25 protein-coding genes and 1 pseudogene are annotated in these 25,220 nt (G+C 54.7%); 13 read left to right on the top strand and 13 right to left on the bottom strand.

Annotated features, from left to right (window positions below; genetic code table 11):
* Window positions 1-218 precede the first annotated feature (218 nt).
* From KJW29_RS25605 to KJW29_RS25590, 4 genes are all read left to right on the top strand, one after another.
* The gene (locus KJW29_RS25605; RefSeq protein WP_214625949.1) at window positions 219-551 is read left to right on the top strand and encodes a transposase; all 333 of its coding nucleotides are present in this window, start codon (window positions 219-221) and stop codon (window positions 549-551) included.
* Window positions 548-1,408, top strand: coding sequence for an IS3 family transposase (locus tag KJW29_RS25600; protein WP_246608780.1), 861 nt, complete (start codon window positions 548-550; stop codon window positions 1,406-1,408). The genes KJW29_RS25605 and KJW29_RS25600 overlap by 4 nt, the downstream gene beginning before the upstream one ends.
* 397 nt (window positions 1,409-1,805) lie before the next feature.
* Complete coding sequence (locus KJW29_RS25595) at window positions 1,806-3,011, top strand: N-acetylglucosamine kinase (protein ID WP_246608379.1); 1,206 nt, start codon at window positions 1,806-1,808, stop codon at window positions 3,009-3,011.
* Between the two features lie 268 nt (window positions 3,012-3,279).
* Window positions 3,280-4,467 carry an anhydro-N-acetylmuramic acid kinase gene (locus KJW29_RS25590; RefSeq protein WP_281426292.1) on the top strand — a complete coding sequence of 396 codons (1,188 nt, stop codon included), beginning with the start codon at window positions 3,280-3,282 and terminating at the stop codon, window positions 4,465-4,467.
* 181 nt (window positions 4,468-4,648) lie between these two features.
* Here KJW29_RS25590 and KJW29_RS25585 read toward each other — a convergent pair whose 3' ends face one another.
* The 5 genes from KJW29_RS25585 to KJW29_RS25565 all read right to left on the bottom strand — a co-directional run bounded on the left by KJW29_RS25585 (window position 4,649) and on the right by KJW29_RS25565 (window position 7,615).
* Window positions 4,649-4,852 (bottom strand): hypothetical protein, encoded by a 204-nt coding sequence (locus tag KJW29_RS25585; protein ID WP_214626755.1) that lies wholly within the window; start codon window positions 4,850-4,852, stop codon window positions 4,649-4,651.
* Between the two features lie 9 nt (window positions 4,853-4,861).
* Window positions 4,862-5,320, bottom strand: coding sequence for a hypothetical protein (locus tag KJW29_RS25580; protein ID WP_214626754.1), 459 nt, complete (start codon window positions 5,318-5,320; stop codon window positions 4,862-4,864).
* A gap of 6 nt (window positions 5,321-5,326) precedes the next feature.
* Entirely contained in the window at window positions 5,327-5,776 is a 450-nt protein-coding gene (locus KJW29_RS25575) for a hypothetical protein (protein WP_214626753.1), read from the bottom strand.
* A gap of 101 nt (window positions 5,777-5,877) precedes the next feature.
* Window positions 5,878-6,732, bottom strand: a complete 855-nt coding sequence (locus KJW29_RS25570) for a lipase family protein (RefSeq protein WP_214626752.1) — start codon at window positions 6,730-6,732, stop codon at window positions 5,878-5,880.
* A gap of 304 nt (window positions 6,733-7,036) precedes the next feature.
* Window positions 7,037-7,615, bottom strand: a complete 579-nt coding sequence (locus KJW29_RS25565) for a beta-class carbonic anhydrase (RefSeq protein ID WP_087572175.1) — start codon at window positions 7,613-7,615, stop codon at window positions 7,037-7,039.
* 278 nt (window positions 7,616-7,893) lie between these two features.
* On the opposite strand from KJW29_RS25565, the gene KJW29_RS25560 reads away from it, so the two are divergent.
* The 4 genes and pseudogenes from KJW29_RS25560 to KJW29_RS25545 all read left to right on the top strand — a co-directional run.
* Window positions 7,894-8,322, top strand: a complete 429-nt coding sequence (locus tag KJW29_RS25560; protein WP_214626751.1) for an SRPBCC family protein — start codon at window positions 7,894-7,896, stop codon at window positions 8,320-8,322.
* A gap of 5 nt (window positions 8,323-8,327) precedes the next feature.
* Complete coding sequence (locus KJW29_RS25555; RefSeq protein ID WP_214626750.1) at window positions 8,328-8,717, top strand: ArsR/SmtB family transcription factor; 390 nt, start codon at window positions 8,328-8,330, stop codon at window positions 8,715-8,717.
* Between the two features lie 946 nt (window positions 8,718-9,663).
* A complete protein-coding gene (locus tag KJW29_RS25550) occupies window positions 9,664-10,002 on the top strand; it encodes a VOC family protein (protein ID WP_214626749.1) in 339 nt (112 codons plus the stop codon).
* A 97-nt stretch (window positions 10,003-10,099) separates the two neighbouring features.
* A pseudogene (locus tag KJW29_RS25545) lies at window positions 10,100-10,273 on the top strand (small acid-soluble spore protein H); the annotation flags it as partial.
* A 307-nt stretch (window positions 10,274-10,580) separates the two neighbouring features.
* On the opposite strand, the gene KJW29_RS25540 reads toward KJW29_RS25545, so the two are convergent.
* Entirely contained in the window at window positions 10,581-11,474 is an 894-nt protein-coding gene (locus KJW29_RS25540) for a 1,4-dihydroxy-6-naphtoate synthase (RefSeq protein ID WP_214626748.1), read from the bottom strand.
* A gap of 75 nt (window positions 11,475-11,549) precedes the next feature.
* On the opposite strand from KJW29_RS25540, the gene KJW29_RS36930 reads away from it, so the two are divergent.
* Window positions 11,550-11,627, top strand: coding sequence for a hypothetical protein (locus KJW29_RS36930; protein ID WP_425517577.1), 78 nt, complete (start codon window positions 11,550-11,552; stop codon window positions 11,625-11,627).
* Between the two features lie 395 nt (window positions 11,628-12,022).
* Here KJW29_RS36930 and KJW29_RS25530 read toward each other — a convergent pair whose 3' ends face one another.
* From KJW29_RS25530 to KJW29_RS25505, 6 genes are all read right to left on the bottom strand, one after another.
* Window positions 12,023-12,166 carry a hypothetical protein gene (locus tag KJW29_RS25530; protein WP_214626746.1) on the bottom strand — a complete coding sequence of 48 codons (144 nt, stop codon included), beginning with the start codon at window positions 12,164-12,166 and terminating at the stop codon, window positions 12,023-12,025.
* A gap of 31 nt (window positions 12,167-12,197) precedes the next feature.
* Complete coding sequence (locus tag KJW29_RS25525) at window positions 12,198-13,037, bottom strand: futalosine hydrolase (protein ID WP_214626745.1); 840 nt, start codon at window positions 13,035-13,037, stop codon at window positions 12,198-12,200.
* A 20-nt stretch (window positions 13,038-13,057) separates the two neighbouring features.
* Window positions 13,058-15,367 (bottom strand): ATP-binding protein, encoded by a 2,310-nt coding sequence (locus KJW29_RS25520; RefSeq protein ID WP_246608378.1) that lies wholly within the window; start codon window positions 15,365-15,367, stop codon window positions 13,058-13,060.
* Window positions 15,368-15,430: 63 nt separating this feature from the next.
* A complete protein-coding gene (locus tag KJW29_RS25515; protein ID WP_214626744.1) occupies window positions 15,431-15,931 on the bottom strand; it encodes a hypothetical protein in 501 nt (166 codons plus the stop codon).
* A 30-nt stretch (window positions 15,932-15,961) separates the two neighbouring features.
* Window positions 15,962-16,465: a hypothetical protein gene (locus tag KJW29_RS25510; protein WP_087572182.1), complete on the bottom strand. Its 504-nt coding sequence runs from the start codon at window positions 16,463-16,465 to the stop codon at window positions 15,962-15,964.
* An 86-nt stretch (window positions 16,466-16,551) separates the two neighbouring features.
* Window positions 16,552-18,696, bottom strand: coding sequence for a multicopper oxidase family protein (locus KJW29_RS25505; protein WP_214626743.1), 2,145 nt, complete (start codon window positions 18,694-18,696; stop codon window positions 16,552-16,554).
* Between the two features lie 519 nt (window positions 18,697-19,215).
* Between KJW29_RS25505 and KJW29_RS25500 the strand changes: the two genes are divergently transcribed.
* The 4 genes from KJW29_RS25500 (at window position 19,216) to KJW29_RS25485 (ending at window position 24,127) form a co-directional block, all read left to right on the top strand.
* Complete coding sequence (locus KJW29_RS25500) at window positions 19,216-19,467, top strand: hypothetical protein (protein ID WP_214626742.1); 252 nt, start codon at window positions 19,216-19,218, stop codon at window positions 19,465-19,467.
* Window positions 19,468-20,499: 1,032 nt separating this feature from the next.
* Window positions 20,500-21,033 (top strand): YceI family protein, encoded by a 534-nt coding sequence (locus KJW29_RS25495; protein ID WP_214626741.1) that lies wholly within the window; start codon window positions 20,500-20,502, stop codon window positions 21,031-21,033.
* Between the two features lie 658 nt (window positions 21,034-21,691).
* Window positions 21,692-23,833: a GTP-binding protein gene (locus KJW29_RS25490; protein ID WP_214631316.1), complete on the top strand. Its 2,142-nt coding sequence runs from the start codon at window positions 21,692-21,694 to the stop codon at window positions 23,831-23,833.
* A gap of 36 nt (window positions 23,834-23,869) precedes the next feature.
* On the top strand, window positions 23,870-24,127 hold the full coding sequence (locus tag KJW29_RS25485) for a DUF2164 domain-containing protein (protein ID WP_214626740.1): 258 nt from the start codon (window positions 23,870-23,872) through the stop codon (window positions 24,125-24,127).
* A gap of 212 nt (window positions 24,128-24,339) precedes the next feature.
* On the opposite strand, the gene KJW29_RS25480 is transcribed toward KJW29_RS25485, so the two are convergent.
* Window positions 24,340-25,149, bottom strand: a complete 810-nt coding sequence (locus KJW29_RS25480) for an alpha/beta hydrolase (protein ID WP_214626739.1) — start codon at window positions 25,147-25,149, stop codon at window positions 24,340-24,342.
* Between the last annotated feature and the right edge of the window lie 71 nt (window positions 25,150-25,220).

The raw sequence follows: 25,220 nt of genomic DNA, 5'->3' as shown, positions 1-25,220 counted from the left end.
CTGGAGTCGGGAGTTGCGCGATAGACCGGGACTGGGAGTGGGACTAGGGGGCTTGAAGAGGCCAATCGCATATCGCATCGGAAAATAGAGGGAAAAGCTCCCTCTGATTTGGATAAATCGAGCTAGGGGCTCGGCATAGAGGGAAAAGTGTAAGTAGAATAAATAGTGGACACCTCGTTAAGAGAATTCGATAATGAATGAAATAGGAGGTGTTCACAATGGGTGAACAACGGAATCGATACAATGAAGAGTTTAAGAAACAGACGGTAAAGTATCTGCAAGAGCAGACAAAATCGGTGGAGGACATCGCCCTCGAACTAGATATTCCCGCGAAGACGTTGCATGCCTGGAAAGCGAAATATCGAGATTTTAAGAATGAACCCGTTGCCAGTTCGGGACGCCTCTATGAGCTCGAGCAACTCGTTAAAGAGCAAGAACGTGAGCTCCGCGCGAAAGACCAGAGGATTTCCGATGTAGAGGAGGAGCTCGCGATTGTAAAAAAGGCTGTGCACATCTTCAGCAAACCAAGGAACGACGGTTCCAGTTCATAGAAGATCATCGCTCCGAGTTTCGTTTGGAGAAGATGTGCGAAGTCATGGGTGTTTCACGTAGCGGCTACTACAAATGGAAAAATGCAGAGCTGAGCAACCAGGAACTGCGAAAACGGACTTTAATGGAGCGGGTTTCTTACCATTTTCATGATTCTGAGCAGCGCTACGGTGCCCCAAAGATCACGTATCTTCTTCAAGAAGAAGGCCACACAGTAGCAGAGCGGACCATTGGTTTATACATGCAGGAGCTTGGTCTGCGTGCCTGTGTCTCTCGAAAGTACAAGGTGCAGACGACAGACTCGAGCCATGATTTGCCGATCGCACCTAACGTACTCAACCAAAAGTTTAAAACGGAGAAGCCTAATAAGGTCTGGGTGGCAGACATCACCTATATTCCATGCAGAGAGGGTCGTTTATACTTAGCAAGTATTCTTGACCTGTGTACACGTGAGATCGTAGGCTGGCGCCTAGGGAGCCGGATGACGACCGACTTGGTACTTGGTGCGTTGCAAGACGCCTATAAAGCTAAAAAGCCAAAGAAGGGGCTGCTGCATCATTCAGATCGCGGTAGTCAATATGCATCTGATGATTACAGAAAACAACTCAAAGCCTACAAAATGAGAGCCAGCATGAGTCGGAAAGGCAACTGCTACGACAACGCTTGTATCGAGTCATTTCATAGCGTGCTCAAGAAGGAACTCGTTTACTGCAAGCGATTCAAAACGAAGCAACAGGCCTATGAAGAAATCTACAGATATATTGAGTTTTTTTATAACCGTAAACGGATCCACAGTGCACTGGGGTACTTGTCACCAGCCCGGTACGCTGCAAAATTTAATAAGAGAAAAGCGGCATAAATGGTGTCTACTTTCTTGACAGAGGTCCAAAGCTCCCTTTAATCGGGGTGATTCTATCCAAATACAGCAATTTGGTCTGGATTAGAGGTAGGATTTCCCTTTAAATCGCAAGCGAGGGCGGAGACGGGGACATTAGAGGGCGATTTTCCTCTTGCTGCAAAAACGGGCGGTGTGCTGGCGGGTGGGGGCGGAAATGTAACGGACATTCTCGACCCTTAGCCGCCTGTTTTTTGTTAGCCGCGATTGTAACGGACATACGCGACTCTTAGAAGCTTAAAAGGGGAGAGATGCCCCTGATTTGAAGCTGTAAGAGTCGCTGATGTCCGTTAAAATCTCAATTTGTTCGATTTCTCCCCCTAAGGGTTGCTGTTGTCCGTTACAATTTCGGCAGCCGGGCGTGGCTATCGTACGGGGCAAACAAGATCGTCGCCGGGCGTGGCCATCGTACGGGCAAACAAGATCGTCGCGGGGCGTGGGCATCATACAGGCAAACAAAATCGTCGCCCAGCGTGGCCATCGTTCGGGGCAAACGAGATCGTTGCTGGGCGTGAGCATCGTACAGGCAAACAAGATCGCCGCCGGCATGGCCATCTTACGGGACAAAAGAGATCGCCGCTGGGCGTTTCTTCTCATAAATAGATTGGATAAGCGGAGGTTGACGAGCATGCGTTATGTGGCGGGACTGGATGGCGGCGGTACTAAGACGGCCGTGACGGTGGCGGAGGAGAGCGGACGTGTTGTGCACAGGTTCACGGCGGGTCCGCTGAACTTGAACGGTCAGGACGAAGCCAGCGTGAAGGCGACTTTGCATGAGATTGCTGCGAATGTCGGACATGTCTGCGAGGGAGGTCTCGCAGCCTGTGTCGCCATGGCTGTAGGAGCAGCCGGCATCAGCAACCCCACCGTAAGCGGGCGATTGACGGAAGGCTTAAGAGAGGGGGGCTTCGCAGGCAGACTGGTGCTGGTGGGCGACCATGAGACGGCGCTGTGGGGGGCCCACGAAGGACCCCACGGGATGATTCTGATCGCGGGAACCGGCTCCATCGCGTACGGCCGCAACGCGGACGGAACCGTACATCGCGCCGGCGGCTTCGGCCATCTGATCGACGACGAAGGCAGCGGCTACAGTATCGGCCGCGATTTGCTATCCGCCGTCGTAAGAGCCTCGGATGGCCGCGAAGCTCCGACCGTCGTGACGGAGCTGGTCTACGCGCGGCTCGGCCTGTCGACGGTGCAGGAGCTCGTCGGCTTCGTCTACGCCAAGGAGCGCAACAAAGCCGACATCGCCGCGCTCGCTCCGCTGTTGTCCGTCGCATGCGAGGTGGGCGACGCATCCGCTCTGCGCATCGCGGAGCGGAACGCGCTGGCGCTCGTCGACACGGCTTCTGCCGTCGCGGAAGCGTTGGGCCTCGCCGAGAGCGGCGAGCTTGCGCTGCTCGGCAGCGTGCTGCTGCAGAGCAGCCAGGTGCGCGCGACGTTCGAGGCGGGCATGGCGGCACGCCACCCGCGGCTGCGATGTATCGATGCGCGGCGCGACGCGGCGCATGGCGCCATGCTGCTTGCGCTTTCGGAGCTGCGAGGCGTGTCTGCTGTGCGCGAGTAGCAGCCGCCGCATAAGCGGGTTGCACCAACCAATCCAGATATCGGAGTCGTCGGCAAACTTGCCTAAAAAATCGCATAAGCGAGCCGGGATGTCGTTCACACCGGCAAACTGGACAAACTCGCCTAAAAAGTTGCAGAAACAAGGTAGAATGTCGTTCACACCGGCAAACTGGGCAAGCTCGCCTAAAAAGTCGCAGAAACAAGGCAGAATGTCGGCGCCACCGACAAATTCGCCTGACAACCAAGTGTGCGGAAGGAGTGGATTGGGTTTGTTTCAGTGGAAGCAAGAGAAGTCGTACGTCTACGCAGTGGGATTGATGTCCGGCACGTCGCTGGATGGCGTGGATGCCGCTGTCGTTCGGATTGACGGCTGCGGCTTGGAGTCGAAGGTCGAGCTGGTGCATTACTATAGCCGTCCTTATGACGATGCGCTGAGGGGGCGTCTAAAGGAGCTATGCGATCCTGTGTCATCGGATGTGGCGAAGATCGCCGGCATGAACGTTTACATCGCCGAACGGTTCGCCGAGGCGGCGATCGAAGCCGTGCGAGAAGCAGGACTTCGGATGAGCGATATCGTTTTCGTCAGCTCGCACGGTCAGACGATCTGGCATATGCCGGAGACGTCAACGACCGATCCGTACCTGACTCGTTCGACGCTGCAGATCGGCGATCTGTCCGTCATCGCCAAGCGGACGGGATGCCTGACGATCGGGGATTACCGTCCGGCCGATATGGCCGTTGGAGGACAAGGAGCTCCGCTTGTGCCCTATGGCGACCTGATCCTGTTCCGCCATCCGTCCAAGGGGAGACTGCTCCAGAACATCGGCGGCATCGGCAACTGCACGGCTATTCCTGCGGGTGCAGGCGTAGAAGACTTGTTCGCGTTCGATACCGGACCTGGCAACATGATTATGGATCAGGTGGTCTTTACGTTGACAGACGGTCAAATGAGCTACGACTCCGAGGGCGCCTGGGCTGCTCAGGGCCAAACTGATGAGGAGCTGCTAGAGTGGATGCTGTCGAATCCTTATTTTGCCCTTCAGCCACCCAAGTCGACAGGACGCGAGTTGTTCGGAGCCAGCTATACGGCCGAGTTCATCGAGATGGCAAAGGCCCGCGAGTTGGAGGAGGCTGATATGGTTGCGACCGCGACGGCTTTCACGGCGCGATCCATCGCGAATGCATGCCGCGATTTTGTCATGCCTCGCTGCCGTCTGGACGAAGTCATCGTAAGCGGCGGCGGAGCCCATAATCGCACATTGCTGAGACAGCTTGCGGAGCTGCTGCCAGAGCAGGCGATTCTGACCTCCGGCGAGCTGGGCTTAGCCGACGATGCGAAGGAAGCCGTTATTTTCGCCCTGCTCGGTAACGACTTCCTGAGAGGGATCAGCAACAATGTGACGGCAGCCACGGGAGCCTCCCGACCGACAGTCATGGGCAAGTTGGCTTTGCCATAACGGAGCAAGATTAGGGAAGCATGACAAGAAGATTCCCCTTGTCTTGTCGTCGCACGGAGAGAGGAGAGCGGATGAAATAAGCCGCTGCAACCAAGCTTTCCTTCTCCCTGCGGCCATCAGTCGGGAAGCAAAGCGCAAGCCTTGCCTTCGGGCGGATCGGCCATCTCTGTCGTCAGCTTCGTTATTCCCCTGCCATCAGGATCGACGCGCTAAGCGTCCACATTATAAGAGCGAAGAAAAGACCGGAAGAGAAAACGTACCTGTCAATAGACGCGTCTTTTTTTATAGCGCGAAGCAGCCCGGCAAAGCTTACGATAAAACAAAATGCATAAATTGGCATAAACAATGTACCTGAAAAACCAATAAATGCCTCCAATTCCGTCATCGCTCCCTCTTATGAAAATACAACCGCAAACCCCACGACGGCAAGCGACGGCATCGCCACCATCACAATGATCGCCAGTCTGCGCCAAGACTTCCTCTCCGCTATACGGAGCAGCATGTCCACTCCAAAGTACAGCAGGGCCGTAACGGCAAAACTCGCGATAACCCACCATTCGAGCTTGTCCAACTGCATGAGCCAACCGAACAAGGCGCCAAAAAACGTATGGCCAATTGCCGACAGCCCTATTCTTGCAGCGCGATTGGGCAACCATTTGTCCGTTGCAAGCTCTAGCGCAAGCGACACGATTGTACCGTACAACAGTACGACAGGGTACGCGACGAACGAAACGACCCCAAGCGTGGAGATGAACTGGCCGGGGTTGCCATTATTAATTGCAGTTGCAAAAAACAGCACGCACGCGCTTCCTGCCGCAAACGTGCTGATCATCTTTCGGAGAAATATATACACGCGACATCACCTCGCTCTTTGTTTGGAGTTCACACCGCGCATCGCCGCTATGATTGCAAGGACTACGACCGCAGCCGCACCCATCCACAAATAAACCGAAGTCCAAGGTCTCGCCCCTGCATAGCGGCCATCATAAACAGCGGCAATGTAGTCGCCCTCCGGCGTCTGAACGGCAATGGTGTCTCTCGTATTCTCGCCGATTATGGCATAATATGCCGTGCCCTTAGGCATCGTATTGGAGAAATTGCCTTGATACGTATCCTCACGGTCAGAGTAATGAGTTACTTTGCCGATCTTTCTGCCAATCCGATCCTCCGTGACCTTTGCATCCGTTACCGTATAACTGCCTCCGTCATACACGACGAATCTCGAATTCCAATCAGCGAATACGTTGGAAGACGAGCCGCAGCATACCAGCACGAAAGCCAACAAGAATACCGTAGTCCATTTCTTCATTAGCCTCGTCTCCTGTTTCCGTTCTATCCAATCCGTTTCAAAAGATTAGACGCATGCAACAAGGGATAAGTTGTTCCCAATTCTACACGGATACCCATCTTCTACTGAGGATTCAAGCTGCGATACATCTTCGCCAGCGATTGGCAGATTCGCTCCTGAATAACTTTCGAACGGAAATATCCGCCATGGGAGCCAAGCGGCGTCCAGGCCATGAGCCCTGGATTGCAAACCTCGACATCTTCGACGACGGCATTATCGTATTCCGGGCTTAACGGCTTGAGCGGATAGGCAATCATATCGTCCTTATCATAAAAGTTGACCCACTCGCCTACGTGCTGCAACCTGAACTTGGGGGCAGGGACGGAGACGGGCTTGCCGAAATCGTCGTAGCGAAGCGTCCACAACGCCAGCGGGCTGCCCATCGTAAAGAGATGGGAGAGGGTCTCGCCTTTGACGAGCGGAGAATTGCCGTGCGCAATGATGGATTGAATGCGGGGAGGCAGCTTGCGGTTCTGCAAATCGTAGAGATAATTGCTGGCTACGACTGTTCCCAGACTGTGGCCGATGAGACAGAGGGGAGCTGACGCCCCCGCCCGTTCGGCAAGACATTGGAGCTTGCGAGCGACGCGTTCGTGGATGTCGGTATAAATATATTCATGGGGAAGCGGATTGTCGGCTCGGGGAATAGGCTGATAGGCGATCGCATCCCCGGCGAAGCTAACCATGAAGCCGCGGGCATCGATCCAATCGTCCCAGCGCAGCTTATAAGGCGCAAGCTTGCAGAGGAGCTTCTCCTCCAGCCTTTCCGTAATATCTCCCCAGTAGATGCCTTCCGTCACAAGCTGGATGTCGGGGCAGATCAGAGATAGACGCTTGTTCAGCGCGTCAGCCAGCTCCTCGTGGAAATCCGGCTTCGGCCTGCCTATGCCGTGTATGAACCCCACCGCGATTCTCATCCCCATTCCCCCTCGTCATAAGCAGAACCGTTATCGTTCAACATATGCGGGGGATGGGCGAATGCTCCTTTTGGTTTGTCCTAAAGTGAGAAAACCTCTATCGAAGCCTTTCGAAGATGAGCGTCCTTCAGCTTTGCAAAGCAAAGCCGCTTCGGAAGCATCGGGTTGAGGTAGATATTATCGTCAACAGGAGTGATCATCTTTTTGCAAAAAAAAAGTCCGCCAAATGGCGAACCGGTTAAAAAGGACGGGCAACTGTCAACGCTCGCCTGTCGTTATGCAGATGTGAGAAAAGTCGGTGGGTTTACAATTGAGGAGTTTCTTCCCTGTAATCCTCCACGATGACTTCCAGCTCGCCCGTCTCGGGATGGATCACAAATCCGTGAACAGGAATGGCTTTCGGGAACAGCGGGTGATTGCGGATCATACGCACGCTGTGCATGACGCCTTCCTCCGCGCTGCTGAAGCCCCTGAGGAAACGTTCCATGCGGATGCCGGCATTTTCCAGCGTCTGTACGGCCAGCGGATCGATGCCATGCTCGCTGAACTTGGCAATCATGCCTTTAGCATCCAGATTGGTCATACCGCAGCCGTGATGGCCGATCACGAGCACTTCTCTTGCGCCAAGCTCGTAGACGGCTACCAGAATGCTGCGCATGGCGCTGCCAAACGGCTGCGTCAAAATGGCGCCGGCGTTCTTGATGAACTTGGCGTCGCCGTTGCGAAGGTTCAGCGCTTTGGGCAGCAGCTCGAAAAGACGTGTATCCATACAGGTGAGAATGGCAATTTTTTTCTCCGGGAACTTATCGGTTAAGTAGGCCTCGTATTGTTTCTCCTCGACGAATTGCTTATTAAACTCCATAAGCTGAGGTACGATAGACATGGAGCATCTCCTCGATTCTGTAGTTATTTAGGCATGATGTTAGAATAGGCTGTCTTTTATTATTCATATCGTAAGCGCATACGTCAATCGCCAATTGTAAACGGCTTGAGATGAATGAGCGAATTTGACCGTACTTGCGGGGTTTGGAAAGTTCTGTTCATAGGGTAGGGCATGCTTGACATGAAACCTTTGGGTGTCATATAATTCAGATGCGAAACCTTAAGGTTTCCTATTGAATGAAATGATTAAGCATTACAATGCGAGAGGAAGGAATGTTCATGGACAATAATGGATCTTCAACGAAGCTGGAAGACGTCGTTCAGCAGGTATATATTGCGGCGCCGCCAGCCAAGGTGTGGGAAGCTGTAGCGACCTCGGAGGGGATTGCGGCTTGGTTTATGCCGAATGATTTCCAGGCGGAGCTGGGACATGTCTTCCATCTGGAAGCGGGTCCTTTCGGGAAATCGCGCTGTGAGGTGATCGAGCTGAATCCTCCTAATCGGCTTGCGTTTACGTGGGACAAGGACTGGACGGTGACGTTCCAGCTGGAGGAGACGGCAGGCGGCACGAACTTCACGCTGACGCATGGCGGCTGGGACGAGAATACGGCAACATCCTTCGGCGAGAAACATGCTGTCGTCCGTGAACGTATGGCTGGCGGCTGGGTCGGCATCGTTAAGAAGCTGGCCGAGTACGCAGGGCAATAGATTACATGGGGGCGCCGCAGCCTAAGGCTGATATATTCCAGGCCATTGCCGATCCTACCAGGCGGGAGCTGTTGCATCTGCTGAGTACGGAAGAGATGCCCGTAGGAGCGTTAAGCGGTCACTTCCCTATTAGCAGGACGGCCGTGTCGAAACATCTGAAGGTGCTGTCCGATGCCGGACTGGTGCAAGACCGGAAGGTGGGCCGCGAGACGCGTTATCGGCTGAACGCGGAGCCGTTGTCGGAGCTGAAGCGATGGCTGTCTTATTTCGACCGTTACTGGGAGAACAAGCTGTCCGTGCTGAAGCATTACGTGGAATCGGGAGAAGAGAGCATTGCCGCGGGACCGAAATCCGTCGCGGTTGGTGACACCGACACAAGCAAATCAGGTCTTTAGCGGCCTGGCATAAAGCTTTTCAGCCTTTGCAGGGCACAAATATACGTGCATTCGAGGGGGATTCCCCGAGGATGCGCGGTTTTTTATCGTTTAGGTAATTTTTGCGACATATCAGACTGTGGATAATGAGCCTGCAGTTGTAGGCGTTAAAAACGCCGATGGACTGGAAAGTAACTCTGATTAGCAGCTATAGGCGTTAAAAACGCCGATGGACCTGAAAGTAACTCTGATTAGCAGCTATAGGCGTTGGTAACGCCTATGGCTCCAAAAAGTAGGCGAACGAGCGGCCATAGGCGTTAAAAACGCCGATGGACCTGAAAGTAACTCTGATTAGCGTCCATAGGCGTTAGTAACGCCTATAGCTCCAAAAAGTAGGCGAACGAGCGGCCATAGGCGTTAAAAACGCCGATGGACCTGAAAGTAACTCTGATTAGCGTCTATAGGCGTTAGTAACGCCTATAGCTCCAAATAGTAGGGGAACGAGCAGCTGTAGGCGTTAAAAACGCCGATGGACTGGAAAGTAACTCTGATTAGCAGCCTTAGGCGTTAGTAACGCTTATGGCTCCAAAAAGTAGGGGAACGAGCAGCTGTAGGCGTTAAAAACGCCGATGGACCGAAAAGTAACTCTGATTAGCGTCCATAGGCGTTAGTAACGCTTATGGCTCCAAAAAGTACAAGTTTTGCAACCACTGTGCTTTACCGTAATCTGCATCACTGCTCGTCTCGCCTTTAGCAGTCTGCGTTCCTATTGCTGCGTTTGATTGCAGCAGTTCGGCGAAATCGTGAAGCTCCTTCAGGGTAGAGAGCGGGATCGGTCGTGAAGAACCTTAGACGTATGTGACGGGTTTCTGTTGCTCCTCCAATAAGTTGCGATGAAAAGCTTCCCACTTGCATCAATGTGATAGGCTTATCATGAAAAGGGTGCGAATAGAAGGGAGAGTGGCTTATGAAACTGAATCATGTTAACCTCACAGTTACCGATGTTGCGGTCGCAAGGGATTTTCTGCAGAAGTACTTTGGATTAAAAGACGGGGGAGGGCGCGGGAATTCATTTGCGGCTTTATTCGATGACGACGGGTTGGTGCTTACGTTGATGAAAGGGACGCAAGTCAGCTATCCTGGCACATTCCATATTGGATTCATTCAGGAGAACGAGGAGAAAGTGAACGAGATCAATCAACGATTGAAAAGCGACGGCTTCGACGTCAAGCCTCCCCAAAGATCGCATGGCTGGACGTTCTATGTAGAAGCTCCAGGAGGATTTACTGTAGAGGTTCTTGCTTGACAAGAACGCCGAATGGCAAGAGGGCTGGTTGTCGACGTATAGAAATTTCCCCCCAAGCAAACAATCTAATGATTAGCAGCAGAGGAGGGAATGTCAGGTGAATATTCAACGAGCCCAGGAAATCGCGGATTCTCCCATAATGGAACATGTGGAGTACAACGGCGTTCGCATTTACATCCAACATGTGGATGAGCAGAACGAGACGGCCAGAATCTATCCTCTCGATCAGCCGAATCAAGAAATGGAAGTTCCCGTACGAACTCTCAGCGAACCTGATTCTCAAGTGGCCATGGAGATCGAGGAAATCGCGTGCAGGGTTCAGAGCGAGGGTTAATCGGCTTTTTCGATATTCGCTGGCACAGAAAGGACCGTCAGGCGGTTTGAGCCTGACGGTCTTTGTGCAAATATAGGGGAAGTATAAGATTTCGCTATACTTCCTTTACATTTCTCGGAATGCAACTTGCCGATCTGCCAAAGGACGGCGACAGCCGTTTCACCTCGGGTAGTACAGGGAAGCCAATTCCTTCTTATAGACAAGCGAAGTCAAGAGATGCTGGCAGCCGCTAGGTCATAAAAGGCTATCTTCTTAGCAAACCGAGATCGAATTCCGGCACAAGGCCTTGCTTCGCGGCCCTTCCCAGCAGCGACTCGATAGCGGCAAAACCTGCCTCGCCGAGATCGCGGCTGAATTCGTTGACATAAAGCTCGATATGCGATTGTGCAACCTGAGGGGAGAGCTCCTGCGCATGGGCCATTACATAGTCGCGCGAAGCGTCCGGGCGGCTCCAGGCGTAATCGAGCGAGGCGCGAATCCAATCGCCGATTGCATCGGCATCCAGATCGCGGCGGGCGATGATAGCGCCGAGCGGGATGGGAAGCCCTGTGTCGTACTCCCACCAGCTGCCGAGATCGACCAGCATGGACAGGCCGTAGTCGCCATAGGTAAAGCGGGCTTCGTGAATCACTAGCCCGGCATCGAAGCGACCTTCGCGAACGGCGGGCATAATCTCGTGGAAGGGCATGACGACGATCTCTCCTACGCCACCGGGCACTTGCTGATCGGCCCATAACCGAAACAGCATATAGGCGGTGGAACGATCGCTCGGCACGGCGACTGTTTTTCCGGCGAGGCTGTCCCCGCGGAAGGCGACCGCGTCTAGCGGGCTTGCTTCAGTAGCTGTTTTGTCGCCCTCGGCGGAGCCCGCAATCGGCTCTCTCGTCAGAACAAGCGGACCGCAGCCTCGTCCCAAGGCACCGCCGCAAGGGATCAGCCGATAATGATCCAGCACCCACGGGAGGGCGGCGTAGGAGATTTTCATCACTTCGGGTCCTTCGCGCCGCGCGGCCAGGTGATTGGTAATGTCGATATCCGCATAAGTAACGTTGAGTTCCGGCGCTCCGGGCACGAGGCCATGCGCCCATGCATGAAAGATAAAGGTGTCGTTCGGACAAGGTGAATATGCGATATTCATGTTGTTTTGCAAGCTCCTCTCAAGCTGGAAATATGGCCCCTGCGCACTAGGCGCCGAGGCTTCTTGCTCTATTGGATGGAAGACGATGACGGTCACTCATCTCGTCGTTTCGCGATAATGAAGCAACACACCAGACTGCGGAACTTAGGCTGAAGTGGCAGCCCGTGATCTGGCGAGATGCCTACCAGGCATCAGCGACCAGTGGGTGCGAGTTAGCCAATCAGTATCGGAGTCATCGCTCAGTGTGTGCGATTCAGCCAATCTAACGGACACCATCGCTCAATGTGTGCGATTCAGCCAATCTCACGGACATCAGCGACTCTATATTGGCGATTCAGCCAATTATAGAAACGTAACGGACATGAGCGACGTTATTGGCCCCCACAATGTTGAAATGTGATGGGAAACGTGCCAATAAGGTCGCTTATGTCCGTTAGAATTTGAAATCGGCCTATATTCGGCGTATAGCGTCTCTCATGTCCGTTAGCGTCAGCCGCCAGCCGCGAGCCGCAGAGCGGTTGGTTGCCTGCCTCAGGCTGCCATTAGCGCTAAACGCCATCAGCGGGAGAGTTGGTTGCCTGCCTCAGGCGTCCGTAAGCGCCATCCGCAGGACGGATGGTTGCCTGCCTCAGGCGGCCGTTAGCGCCAACCGCCAGCCATGGGGCGGTTGGCTCCTTGCCCTCAGTCGGCAAGCACAACCCTCGCCAATGCCGGCGGGCTCGATTACACTCCTGGGCCGCCGCTCTCCGCCGCGGCCTTGTCCAATCTGCGCCAAGCGGATGCAATGGCGCCAAAAGCATGCTCCAACGCGCGGAGAGCATCGCCGATCCGCCAAGCCTCCCGGTCGCGCGGACCGACGGCGTTGGAGATGGCGCGGAGCTCTGCGCATGCGACGCCGAAGCTCTCTGCGGCGACCGCGACGCCGTAGCCTTCCATACCCTCGGCGGCAGCGCCCGGTACGAGCCTCCCGCGCAACTGTGCCGTCTCGGCCCGGCCCGTCGCAAGAGAGACAGACAGAATCGGAGCCAGCGCCGCTTCCAGCCCAGCGTCCTGGAGCGCCGCTGCGATTCTGGCGCTCCATTCGGCGGAGACGAGCCCGCGGGACGTGCCGAAACCAAGCTCGTCGAGCGTAAGCTGGCCTTCCGCCGTCTCGGCGCCGAGATCCGCTGCGACGATGGCATCGGCGACGACCAGCGACCCGATGGCGGCTGCGCCTGGGAAACCGCCGCCGATACCTGTGCTGATGACGAGGTCGTAATTGCCGTGCGCGAGTGCCTTAGCCGTGCCGGCTGCGGCGTAGGCAGGTCCAACGCCAACGGCGATGGCCTCAAAGCGAACGGCTGTGCCGCCGTCTATTTCGTCCTTAACAGAGGCCTGTCTTTCGTGTCTCTCATTCGACGCTATAATAGCTCCTTTCCCTGGCGGGGCTTCGCAACTTGCCGAGAGGCCACGAAGCACGGCATCGCGTTCGGCGTCGACTGCGGTTACGATGAGCACGTTAAGCGTTCGCTTTACGCTCGCCGGAGACGAAGCTTTATTACCTGTTAGGTGATAGGAATCCATCTATCTCATTCCTCCTGCTCTTACGCGTCTTCGGACGACGCTGTCGCATCGGTATCCAGAGGCGGGGCTGCGGGCAGCCGCACCTCGACGCAAGTTCCTTCTCCGAGCGTGCTGCAGAAGGAGAGGCTGCCCTTGTGATTGTCGATGATTTGCTGGCATACCATAAGGCCCAATCCGTAGCCCTGGCTCTTGCTCGTAAAAAACGGCTCGCACAGTCGCGGCAAATCCTCTTCGGAGATGCCGGAGCCTTGGTCGATGACTTGAATGACGACCACATCCTTATCCGCCGGGGCAACACGAATATCCAGCTTGCCGCCGCCGCCCGGCATCGCCTCGATGCCGTTCTTGATGAGGTTGATCATGACTTGTTTGATCTGGCTGCCCACAACGAAAACATCCGGTATATTCTCCTCAGCCTCATAAGATAGCATAACCCCGTTCAACCGAGCCTCCGATTCCATAATCATCACGATGTCTCTGATGATGGGAACAATCTCGACCCGCGCATATTGGTTGGCTTGCGGCTTGGCGAGCACCAGGAATTCGCTGACGATCATATTGATGTCGTCCAGCTCGGACAACATGAGGTCCAGATGCGTTTCCGACAAGGTGCCGGTCTGCTTGTGCAATTGCACGAATCCGCGCAGCGTGGTAAGCGGGTTGCGAACCTCGTGGGCAACGCCGGCCGCGAGTTGTCCGATGATTGACAGCTTCTCGGAGCGCCTCAGCATTTCTTCCGCTTGCTTGCGCGACGTAATATTACGTGAGATCGTGGCGATGGCGACGATCTGCTCCTCCTCGTCGCGGATGGCGGATACCGTCATGCTGACATCGATCCGCTCCCCTGACTTGGTAAGGTGGACGGTCTCGTAATCCGTTACGGAATCGCCGTACAGCACCTTGTTCATGATGGCGAGCTTTTCGCTTGCATATTCATCGGGAAGATTAGGGGTTGGATGACCAAGCACCTCGTCCATCTTCCAACCGTACATCCGCTCGAAGGCATTGTTGACCTGAATAATGTTATAGTCCAGGTCGACGACATGAATGGCGTCCGACGTATTATTGACGAACGACTCCAGATACTGCTTCGTGCTCTGCAGCTCGTTTGCCGTATCCTTGAGCTGGGTCGTATATTTCAGCAGGTTGGTGCCCATGGAATTGACCCTCGAGGCCAGCAGGCCGATCTCGTCCTTGTTGCGGATCGAGATGGGGTCGCTGAAGTTGCCTATCGACATGGCGTTTACTTTGGACATAATCTCATGCAGAGAACGCAGCATATACCCTGCGATGATATAACTCGCTCCCATCGCCAGAAGCACGAGACCGAGAGAGATGAGCGAGTGGACAAGCAACTGTTGGCGCAAGGGCTTCATGAGCTCCTCTTCGTCGAATGCGACCCCAATGACATAAGGAGAACCCGTTACGATAGGGATGAAGCTTCGAATCACCTTTTTGCCGTTCGCCTCGAACTTGTCGAAGACCATCTCGTTCTTTTTGAGCGCGGTCTGAATGTGCACGGCGTCTTCGTCCGGATTGCTGTAGGTATATTCGCCGAACATAATGTCCCTGACATCCAGATTGTAGACGGGAATATCCTTTTTCATTTTAATGATTTTTTTCTTTCCGAAAAAGTCGGGGTTGAATCCCGTGATCTCAAGCAAGCTATTTTGGAACGTAACCAGCTGTTTCACCAGAGTATTTGTACCGTCCACGAGATTGAACTTCGTTGTCTGCTGCGCGTTGACGATGGTATTAATCATGTAATTGGTGGAGCCGTCGTAATAATACCCCCACTTGTTGATCTCGTTAGGATTGGACACGGCGTAGTTGATCGGTCCGGAGTAGAAGTGCTCCATCGCCAGTCCTTCCTTTACGGTGACGGGCTTTAAGTCCATTAGTTGATGGAATGCGGTATTCCAGTAATCCCATGAGCTTGAATTGAGATTCAATTCTTCCTTATTGGAGGATCGAACGGATACGATCTCATCGTCGATTCGTTGCCATAACGTAATGTCATGCAGTCCGAGCTCTTTGCTCAGGTTGATTAAGTCGTCATTGCTAATATTGCGGATATCGGGATCCAGACGCCCCTTTGCGGCTAGAGCCGCGAACCGAAGCTGCTCGGCCAGCTCGATGTCGATCTGGACGCGAACATTCTCGAAAGAATCGACCGATACGACGAGCTGCTCCGCGATGCTGCGCATCTGGCTCTCCAGTGCGACCTCTTGCGCCAGCTTCGACGTGTAATAAGAAAACCCGATATTCAGGATCAAAATGATCGCCACGATACCGGAGATCGATAAGGATAACTTGGCTTTTATGGACACGGAGGTTCCCCCTGCTATCTAAGTTGTAACTAGTACAATTAGACAATAACAGGGCAAAATCCTTTAACCCCGTCGAAACTCCTCTTCTGCCAAATATTCCAAAGCCTCCTTATAGGATTCGAAGGCCATGTCGATTGCGTCCCCCGCGTACAGGTACCACATCTCCTCATCAAAGAGAAGCGTGTAGGCTTCGCCGCCAGGGCTCAGCCACCGTTCGGTGACCGGGAGGGGTTTTCTGTTCGCGGCAGCGCGTTCCGAACCGGAGGCTTCGGCGTCGGCGGGCCCGTCCCCCGATAACGAAGCGATGGAGCGCGCGACCAGTCTCCGGAGCTCTTCCTCGGAGTAGTCGCGTATATTCACCAAACCCTTGGAATCCACGTGCACATCGCCGAGAAGACCTGCGTAGACGAAGCCGTTGCCATTGGGATGAAGGTGGTAGACGACGGTTTTTTTGTCATGGACGCTCTCTTCGAAGTGGAAGTTGACCCGCCCAAGCGAAACGTCCTTCCGCTGAAGCTCAGGAAAGGACGCGATAATATCAATTTTCTGTTGGAACGTTAGCATAACGACAGATGGCCTCCTTGGTTGGCTGCCCTAGTCGGCTTTCCTCCGCAGCGTCAGCAGCGCGGCACCGCCCAGAATGAGCAGAATCGCGAAGTAAGGCTGGCCTTTCAACATCTCGCCCATCAAGGCGCCGAAGGAGAAGACCGCGAAGAAGAGCAGGGACAGCACAGTTAGAATGTTGATCGGAATCAGCAGCCACTTGTTGCGGTTGCCGAACCAGTAAAACTCGAACAAGCCGACAGCAGGCGCGAGGATAAAGCCCGGCCACATATACTCCCAGTTGCCGAATAACATGGCGATCTGACAAACGATGCCCGCCGTGATGAGCACGCCGCCCGGGATCAGTACGCCGATGCCCTTGCGCCCCAGCACGCTGAAATACAGCCAGTGAAAGAACAGGCCAACCGGCATAACGAAAAGCGATGGCCAGAAGTAGGCAAAGATTTTGCCGGGACCAAACGACTCCCCTTGATTCAAGAGCAGGACGACACCTAGCAGGAGCGCGAGCGCGCCTCCGATTGTTTTGATATTCATGATTAAACACTCCGTTCTATTAGTATATACAACTGTAACCCTTATTCCAATCTTCAATGCGCTTGAAATCTTGTACTTGCCCGAGATTATTCGGGATGATTGAGCACCTCCCTGCCGATCTCGAAGGGGGAGGAGACTCCGTCGTACATAAGGTGCATCGTCATGCCTGCCGCCGCATGTACAAGATTGTGGCAATGATCCATCCAGAGTCCGGGATTGTTTGCGAGAAATGCGACTTCATACACCTCGCCGGGCAGGACATCAAGCGTATCCGACCACCAGGGACTGCCGGTCGTGACTTCGCCGTTCCGGCTTAGGACAAGCATATGATGACCATGCAGATGCATGGGATGATCGACGGCGCTTCGGTTGATGATCGTAGTTTTCACCACTTCCCCTTCCTTCACGACGAACATCGGCGTGCGGGGGAATACATTCCCATTAATTGTATCATATAAGCCGGGAACTCCGTTATAAAAAGCTAATCCGTTATCGAGCAGCATGGTGAATTCTCTGTCGAAGACGCTGTCCGGACCGAACGGGGTGTCGGCAGGCTCGCCATAATGCGAAGGATCGAAGAGGCCGCCGCTGCCGTCGATGTCCGGCACTTCGTAATCCTTTCCGCCATCAGGAGCCAAAAGCACGCCCAGCTTCTTGCTTCCGTTTACGCTCACATAGACGGGATTGTCCGGCATGACGAATGCGAGGTCGTATCGCGCTCCCGTCGTTAAGTAAAGCGCGGTGCCGCGAAGCTCGCCGGGTTTGTTCAATTCGACGCCGTCGATGGCCGTTACCCGGAAGGGGGTTCCCGTCACGTGATGCGCCTTGCGCGTCCAGTTGTCCGTATTCAGGAGCCTGATCTTTACGGGCGTGCCGGGCGCTACTATCTTGCGCTGCAACGTATCGTTGTCTCCGATGGAGAGACCCCCTCCTTCCCAGACATGGGTCGCAACCGTAATGTCTTCGCCCGGCTCATCCTCTGTTGATGGAGGATCTACGATCAACATGCCGAACAGTCCCTTCCGGGCGGCTTCCTTGGAATGCTGGTGGGAGTGATACCAGAACGTGCCGACCTGCTCCGCGCGGAAACGGTACGTGTGGGATTCGCCTGGCATGACCGCGTCCTGCGTGGCGCCGGCGACGCCGTCTTCGGCGTTCGGCACGTCGAGACCGTGCCAGTGGATCGTAACGCCGTCTGCGATATCCTCGTTCACGAGCCGCACTTCGATTAATTCGCCAAGCTTCATTCGGAGCTCGGGACCGGGAATGACGCCGTTGTAGGTCCAAGCCTGCACGGTTTTGCCGGATGACAGCTTCACCTCAGCCTGCTTCGCGACCAGATCGAAGACGCGATCTGCTTCGCCCTCCCTTGGACCGGCGAGATCTGCAACCGAGATTGAAGGGCTTCCTGACGCTTCTTGGCCGGCTTCGGTCCCAGGGAGATGGCTGGCGTGCAGCAGGCCGCCCAAGGCGGAGTGACTGTGCTGCTTGGAGGCAGTCCCTGAGAGACCCCAATCCGGCGTACCCGTCATCATCGACAAACGGTCGGGAAGGCGGCTTTTGTCGGCCGCGATGAGGACCGGCAAGCTGATGACTACGGCTGCCGCGATGGCGGAGCCGCTAATGCGGAATCTTCTTCGCCAAGGGCGGTAGACGGTAGCTTCCGGGGAAGCGGCGGCTACCTGATTCCGGTTGGATTGATGCATCCAGAGCAGACCGCCGAGGAAGACAAGAATCGTAATCGGCATCAATACTTTGAACCAGACGAAGGGAAGGGGAGGAGCCAGGAAGAAGTAGAAGGCGCCTGTCGCCGCCAGAGCCGTCAGCTTGAACGGCATGACAAGCCCGGTCTCGGTGGCGTGCCGCCTTCTCGCGACATCCAGCTCCTGGTCCGAACCTGCCTGCGTGCGCTGTGCGAGCTTGCGGATCCGAGGCAGCGCCGAAAGCGGGATGGAGATGGCTGTCAGCAGCAGCAGCGGCGTTCTCAGCAGGAGCCGATCCAGCCAGAAGGCGGGGTGATACGCTGCGGCCAGCGCGACGTCCGCCGCCGAGGATAGAAGCGCGAGCAGGAGCAGGCTCCAGCTCCAGAATATCAACTTGCGCGTTTTGCGATTAAGCTCTTGTTCATTTTTGCTGAATATCAGCTTGGATGACTTGTTCGCGGCAATCAAGCTCATAATTAACAGAATGGCGAGCGCTCCTTGCCCCGTATTGACGATTAAGCTGTACATCTGATAAACCCCCCGGTTATTCGAGAAATGATGCGTGCCTGTCATGCACTTCCGCTGCGAGCGCCGGCTTCATCTGGGATATGAAGGAGGCTTCTCGTCATAAAACTTGCTGTACCGTTCAATGGACGGCGGCAGCCGTTTCAACTTCGAATATAGGAAAGCATATCAATACGCCGTACTATCTCTATATTCCTCGGAACGAAACGCGTCCCGCCGCCAAACGAAGGCTTAGCCGTTTCGCCTTGACTGTATTAATCGTATCCTTCGACGTTCCTCATCGGAACGGGCGAGAGGCTTAAGCTAACCTAGACCTCGGTCGGGGGGAGAAGCGGGAGGGAATAGCTTAGTTATCGAACATGGAGTTCCGCGCCAAGCCTGCTGTCGAATCCTCGCGGAACCTCGAGAAGAAATTGGTCGAAGCCGGGCGAAAACTTCCTATGATCCGACAATTTACACCTCTTGTCTCGCAGCGTGAAAGCGCTACAATTAAGATAAGAAATAGGACAGGAGGTGATAGACATGAGCCAAGATCAAGACGTGGTTCAAGAAAATGACGAAATCGTGGAGCTGATCGAAGGAGAGGCTGCTGCAGAGGAATCTGCTGCTGAAGCTATCGAGGTCGAGGCGGTGCTCGCGGAAGAAGCGGAGCAAGAAGAAGCCGAAGCGGAGGCCGAAGCCGTTACGGAAGCCGAGCTGGAGGAAGAGCTCGAAGAAGCTGCCGCTGCTTCGGACGAAGAGGCGGAGGAAGCTCCGGCAGAGGAAGAGGAATAAAGCGTCAAGGACGCAGGCAGCCAGGCTCGCGCTTGGGCTGGCCGCATCCGTGGAATGAAACCCGTACTTCGTATCAGAAGTTTATACCTATACATGCGTTGCAATCGTATCTTGCCGTATTCTGGCGGACAAGCCACGGTTCGACGCCGCGGGCTCTCGCGCGTGACAAGGCAACGTCCTTGCGCGCAGTGAGCAAGCCTGCAACCGCAAGCCGCTCTGGCGCTGAATGTAATCAGCCGCCGGGGCGGCTTTTTCGATCGAATGATATTCCTCCCTACTTGAGGGCTATCATTCTCGAAATAAAAACGCGCTGCGGCGCCAAAGGACGACGACGGCACAGGCATTTGTCCCACGCCTTGAGTAGTACAATCTGAAAGTCATTGAGGTACGGGAGTCCGGAATGCATATAGCGACAAACCAATTTATAATGGCGGATAGTTGCTCCAATGGAGGGTTATTGAGTAGCGATAACATTTGTACGAATATACACAAATATAGCGCCGTATGTGCTGAATATCGATTTAATTGTACGAAAATACATAAATTTAGGTTCGCAAAGGCTCGAATCACCTATGTGAGTCAAGGATTTGTGTACATTTGTACAATTTGCCGGTTGGGGGAAGCAAAGGCTAGTAGATTTGAGTGAAAATGTACAATTGTTACGGAAACTAGAGGGGCAGGCCATCAAACGGCCGTCAACGGTCATCAACGCCATCAAAAGGCCATCAACGTCCATCAACGTCCATCAATACGGCGATCAACAAAGTAGGCCATCAACGTCCATCAAAACGGCTTTGTTCTAAACAGGAGTAGCGGCTAGCTGTTATGCTGCGCGATTCCTAGAAGTTATTTTGCTTAAGGCGAAAAAAGCTGTTGACATTGAGATATCTTTAGTTTAAGATAAATGACATGAACGAAACATAAGTAAGTTAATTATTAAAGGTTAGTAATCGGCAAGAAGCAACAAGAGACGACACTTCTGCGACAAGCAGAGCGCTATAAAACTAAAACATTATATGGAGGTTGTTCACAATGGCAAAAACAGTTTGGGCAGTAGACGCATCCCACAGTGTGGTAGAGTTCTCCGTTCGGCACATGATGATCGCGAAGGTAAGAGGTTTGTTCCACGCTTTCGAAGCGAGCATCGAGGCAGACGTGGATGATCTGACGACAGCGGACATCACATTTAAGATCGATCTGAGCAGCGTAGACACTCGTAATGGCGACCGTGACGCGCATCTGAAATCCGGCGACTTCTTCGACGTTGAAAAGAACCCAACGCTCGACTTCAAAGCGACATCGATCACGAAATCCGGCAAAGGCGAATACGAAGTGACTGGCGATGTAACGCTGCACGGCGTAACGCGCTCCGAGACGTTCGAAGTATCGTTCGAGGGCTCCGGCAAGGATCCATGGGGCAATACTAAAGCGGGCTTTAGCGCGAAAGGCTCTATTAACCGCAGCGACTACGGTTTGACCTACAATGCGGCTCTGGAGACAGGCGGCGTTTTGATCGGCGACGAAGTGAAAATCTCCATCGAGATCGAAGCTTTGCAACAAGCGTAATTGAGACAACGAAACGGAAAACGGTTTGTCGGAGCATACTCCGGCAGACCGTTTTTTCGTCTTGTTGAGAGCAAGCGGGTGGCGATTGTGTATGAAAAGATGAGTACAAATGGGTGCAGACGGACGTGGACGAGCAAATGTGTATGAAAAAGCGAGTACAACGAGGCGCAGAGGGACGTGGACGAGCAAATGTGAATGAAAAGGCGAGTACAACGGGGTGCAGACGGACGTGGACGAGCAAATGTGTATGAAAAAGCGAGTACAATGGGGCGCAGACGGACGTGGGTGAGCAAATGTGTATGAAAAAGCGAGTACAACGGGGCGCAGACGGACGTGGGCGAGCAAATGTGTATGAAAAAGCGAGTACATTGGGGTGCAGACGGACGTGGGTGAGCAAATGTGTATGAAAAAGCGGCTACAATGGGGTGCAGACGGACGTGGACGAGCAAATGTGTATGAAAAAGCGAGTACAATGGGGCGCGCAGGCTATGCGGCTTGTGCTCTGGACGCAGCTCCGGTACTTTGGTAAGCTTCCTGTGTACAGGTTGCTTGAACGGATGGAGGGTCAGCGCATAGAGTGCTGCACATGAATCAATTAACATGCCATGTCCCGCTTGAGGGGAAGCATAAACATTGCATGGTAGAGGAGTTTCTGCAGATGAAGACGAGCGAGACGGAGTCTCTCCGCAATATCGGCATTTTCGCGCATGTCGATGCAGGCAAGACGACAACGACGGAAGGTTTGCTGTACCTAAGCGGCCGGATCCGCCAGCTTGGAAGCGTGGACGAGGGAACGGCGCAGACCGACTCTATGGAAGTCGAGCGGACGAGAGGCATCTCGGTGCGTGCGGCCTCTGCCCGGTTCCAGCGGAACGGAACAACGATCAATTTGATCGACACGCCGGGCCACATCGATTTCCTTTCGGAGGTCGAGCGCTCGCTGCGCGTAATCGACGGCGCGGTGCTGATTCTGTCGGCGGCGGAGGGCGTGCAGGCACAGACGGAGGTGATCTGGCATGCGCTGCAAGAGAGGGGAATTCCAACCTTATTGTACGTGAATAAAATGGATCGCACGGGCGCCTCTGCCGAACGAACGCTCTCGGAGATCCGGCGCTTGCTGACACCGAATGCAGCGCCAGTGCAGGCGCCTGTCGGCTTCGAAGAGACGTTCGACGGAGTCGTGCCGATCGGATCATTCGGATCCTTGGCAACGGACGAGAGCCAGAGCGCCGAAGCAGCCAGTCAGAGCGCTGTAAACGCGCAAGCGAGTGCCTTCAGCTCACGCAAGTTCGCATCACGCAAGGACATCGATGGCGGACGGCAGGACGAGAAGCGGCATGCGTCAAGCGACAGCGAGCTCGCGGAACTGTTCCGGCAGGCTCTCGCCGAAGCTGTCGCGGATGCCGACGAGGAACTTATGCTTCGTTACCTGGAGCAGGGCGATTTGACGGGGCAAGAGCTTGCGGAAGCCGTCCCTCGTCTGGCCAAGGAGGCGCGGCTCCATCCTGTGCTGTTCGGCGCCTCCGCCAGAGGGATAGGCATTGAGCCGCTGATGGACGCGCTGATTGCACTTCTGCCTGCTCCCAAGGGCGATGCGGACGCTCCGTTGTCCGGCGTAGTATTCCGAGTGGAGCGGGATGCTGCCATGGGCAAGATTGCATACGTGAGATTATATGGAGGCGTCATTCGCAACCGGGATTCCGTCCTCAATCTGTCGAGAGAGGTGGAGGAGAAGGTGACGCAGATCCGGCGCATCGACGGCGGCCGCCGGACGGAAGATGTCGGGGAGCTGCGAGCCGGGGACGTAGCGGCCGTGTACGGCTGGAGCGAGGCGCGTATCGGGGACATCGTCGGGAGCGCGGAAGGAGTGCCCGGAGAGGCGAGGCTTGCGGTTCCGCTTCTCACCGTGCAGGCGAAGTGGACCGATGAATCGCGCTACCCCGCGATTGTGACCGCGCTTCGCGAGCTGACGGAAGAGGACCCCCACCTCGACTTGCAGTGGCTGCAAGAGCAGCGAGAGCTGCATGTTAAGGTAATGGGACCCGTTCAGATCGAGGTGCTGAGCCAGTTGCTGAAGAGCCGATTCGATCTCGATATCGAGTTCGGCGCTCCTTCCGTTATTTATAAGGAGACGCCGGCGGAGATAGGAGAGGGATTCATCGCCTATACGATGCCGAAGCCTTGCTGGGCCATCCTGAGATTCCGCATCGAGCCGGGCGAACGGGGCAGCGGCTTGCATTACGAATCGCTGGAACGTACGGAACGGCTGCTGGAGAGCTACCAGAACGAGGTGGCCCGTCGTGTGCCGGAAGCGCTTCAGCAGGGTCTGTTCGGCTGGGAGGTTACCGATCTGCGCGTCACGCTTGTCGAGGGCGAGCATCATGTGTGGCACACGCATCCGTTGGACTTCGCGCTGGCTACGCCAATGGGCATTATGGACGGCTTGAACCGGATCGGCGTCAAGCTGCTGGAGCCTCTGCTAGCGTTCAAGATTTCCGTGCCGGAAGAGCATGGCGGCAAGATCATGAACGAACTGATCGCCATGCGAGGAGAGTTCGACGCTCCGCAGCTGCGAGGCGAGCGGATGGAGCTGACGGGCAAGCTGCCGGTGGCGACTTCGCTTGATTTCCCTGCGAGGTTCGGGTCATTGACCAAAGGCAGGGGCATCCTCTCGACGACGTTCGCCGAGTACCGCGAAAGCCCGCCGGACGTCAAAGCGGAGCGGCCGCGCAGAGGCGTGAACCCGCTGGATCAGTCTCGTTTTATCCTGTATATGCGGAAGGCATTAGCGCAATCGTAGCAGCGTACAACTGCAAGTCGAAGGGAGGTGCGTATCATGTCAGTGACGAGAATGCCGAGAGAAACGAAGCAATTGCTTGTGTCAAGTATCCGGCAGTATTTGGAGACGGAGCTGGACAAGGAGATCGGAGAGCTTGCGGGGGAGCAATTCCTGGACTATTTGCTGAGCGAGTTGATCCCGCATATTTATAACGGGGCGATCGACGACGCCCGCAAGCTACTGGAGGAAAGAATGGCCGCTGCGGACGATGATCTGTATGCCCTTAAGAAACCGCTATTGAATGGCAGAAGGTAAGTGCGCTTCCTGCACGCGCATGAACGCTTAAACATAAAACGAGGCTGTCCCAAAAGCCAAATTGTAATTTTTTAGAGCCCAATGGTAAGTCGGATTTTTTTCGAAAAAAAGGACCTCATCCCCCACTTTACAGTGGAAATCGAGGTCCTTTCACGTATAGATTGGAATGTTCCCTTATCATTCGAATACTTTTGGGACAGCCCCATATTCGTTTACTTCATATTTTTTTCTTTCCGGCGGTCAAACCAAGCCTCCAGCAAGCCCAATGCCCGTTGTTGTTCGGGGGTCTCCAAGCGATAAAAAAAACCGTGCTCTGTTCCTTCGATCAAAACGGCCTCTGATTCTCTTCCGTAACTTCTGATCTTCTCGCTCATGAGATGAATATGCGCGTGGGGAAAGAAATACTCACGCTCGGCAAGCAGGAACAAGAAGGAAGGACTATCCCGACCAACATGGTTAACCGGCGAGGCTTGGGCAAACATATCGGTACGATCGAGAACGTCATACGGATACCCGATAGTTTGCTCGATACTGCCTCTTATGTCCGCGTTCATATCCGGCCACTCCTCCAACGTTGCAGGACCGTTTATCGATACGCATGCATCGGGCTTCCGCCACAGGTCACGATCTTTCTGCGCAATATCCAGAGCCTCCGGGGAGACAAGCGCCAGCAAGGAAGCAAGATGCGCCCCCGCCGAGCTGCCCAGGACAATCATATTGCGGACCGCCGCCTTCCTGCGCTCCAGATGGCGCAGGAAGGCAAGATACGCTCCCGTTACATCGGTTAGCTGCTGCTTCCAGTTCACTTCGGGCGCCGGACGATAACCGGCGCTGGCACACCAGTACCCGCGGGAAGAGAAGTGTTCCAGATGATAATGGAACAGATCCCTGTTCCCGGAATTCCAACCGCCGCCGTGAATATAGAACAAGACCGTAGGCCCCGCAGTACCATAGGGCGCGGCAATATCCACAGCTCTTTTCCATACAATGGGCTGATCCAGATACAGCGTCGTTAGCTCCATACTCCCTGCCCCCCGTTATCAAAAAGCGAATCTTGGTTCAAGGCCCCGATCTGATCCGCATGTCCCAGCAG

Source organism: Paenibacillus agaridevorans (genome assembly GCF_018604145.1).
Taxonomy (GTDB): domain Bacteria; phylum Bacillota; class Bacilli; order Paenibacillales; family Paenibacillaceae; genus Pristimantibacillus; species Pristimantibacillus agaridevorans.
The sequence above is the reverse complement of the archived record's forward strand: the minus strand, read 5'-3'. Positions and strand labels throughout refer to the sequence as shown.

Bases quoted from the DNA above. Each gene is read 5' to 3' on its own strand.
- KJW29_RS25555 (WP_214626750.1), top strand. From the start codon at position 8,328: ATGGGGGCGCCGCAGCCTAAGGCTGATATATTCCAGGCCATTGCCGAT.
- KJW29_RS25550 (WP_214626749.1), top strand. From the start codon at position 9,664: ATGAAACTGAATCATGTTAACCTCACAGTTACCGATGTTGCGGTCGCA.
- KJW29_RS25480 (WP_214626739.1), bottom strand. From the start codon at position 25,149: ATGGAGCTAACGACGCTGTATCTGGATCAGCCCATTGTATGGAAAAGA.
- KJW29_RS25500 (WP_214626742.1), top strand. From the start codon at position 19,216: ATGAGCCAAGATCAAGACGTGGTTCAAGAAAATGACGAAATCGTGGAG.
- KJW29_RS25510 (WP_087572182.1), bottom strand. From the start codon at position 16,465: ATGAATATCAAAACAATCGGAGGCGCGCTCGCGCTCCTGCTAGGTGTC.
- KJW29_RS36930 (WP_425517577.1), top strand. From the start codon at position 11,550: ATGGAAGACGATGACGGTCACTCATCTCGTCGTTTCGCGATAATGAAG.
- KJW29_RS25570 (WP_214626752.1), bottom strand. From the start codon at position 6,732: ATGAGAATCGCGGTGGGGTTCATACACGGCATAGGCAGGCCGAAGCCG.
- KJW29_RS25515 (WP_214626744.1), bottom strand. From the start codon at position 15,931: ATGCTAACGTTCCAACAGAAAATTGATATTATCGCGTCCTTTCCTGAG.
- KJW29_RS25485 (WP_214626740.1), top strand. From the start codon at position 23,870: ATGTCAGTGACGAGAATGCCGAGAGAAACGAAGCAATTGCTTGTGTCA.
- KJW29_RS25575 (WP_214626753.1), bottom strand. From the start codon at position 5,776: ATGAAGAAATGGACTACGGTATTCTTGTTGGCTTTCGTGCTGGTATGC.
- KJW29_RS25490 (WP_214631316.1), top strand. From the start codon at position 21,692: ATGAAGACGAGCGAGACGGAGTCTCTCCGCAATATCGGCATTTTCGCG.
- KJW29_RS25540 (WP_214626748.1), bottom strand. From the start codon at position 11,474: ATGAATATCGCATATTCACCTTGTCCGAACGACACCTTTATCTTTCAT.
- KJW29_RS25525 (WP_214626745.1), bottom strand. From the start codon at position 13,037: ATGGATTCCTATCACCTAACAGGTAATAAAGCTTCGTCTCCGGCGAGC.
- KJW29_RS25605 (WP_214625949.1), top strand. From the start codon at position 219: ATGGGTGAACAACGGAATCGATACAATGAAGAGTTTAAGAAACAGACG.
- KJW29_RS25565 (WP_087572175.1), bottom strand. From the start codon at position 7,615: ATGTCTATCGTACCTCAGCTTATGGAGTTTAATAAGCAATTCGTCGAG.
- KJW29_RS25560 (WP_214626751.1), top strand. From the start codon at position 7,894: ATGGACAATAATGGATCTTCAACGAAGCTGGAAGACGTCGTTCAGCAG.
- KJW29_RS25585 (WP_214626755.1), bottom strand. From the start codon at position 4,852: ATGACGGAATTGGAGGCATTTATTGGTTTTTCAGGTACATTGTTTATG.
- KJW29_RS25495 (WP_214626741.1), top strand. From the start codon at position 20,500: ATGGCAAAAACAGTTTGGGCAGTAGACGCATCCCACAGTGTGGTAGAG.
- KJW29_RS25505 (WP_214626743.1), bottom strand. From the start codon at position 18,696: ATGTACAGCTTAATCGTCAATACGGGGCAAGGAGCGCTCGCCATTCTG.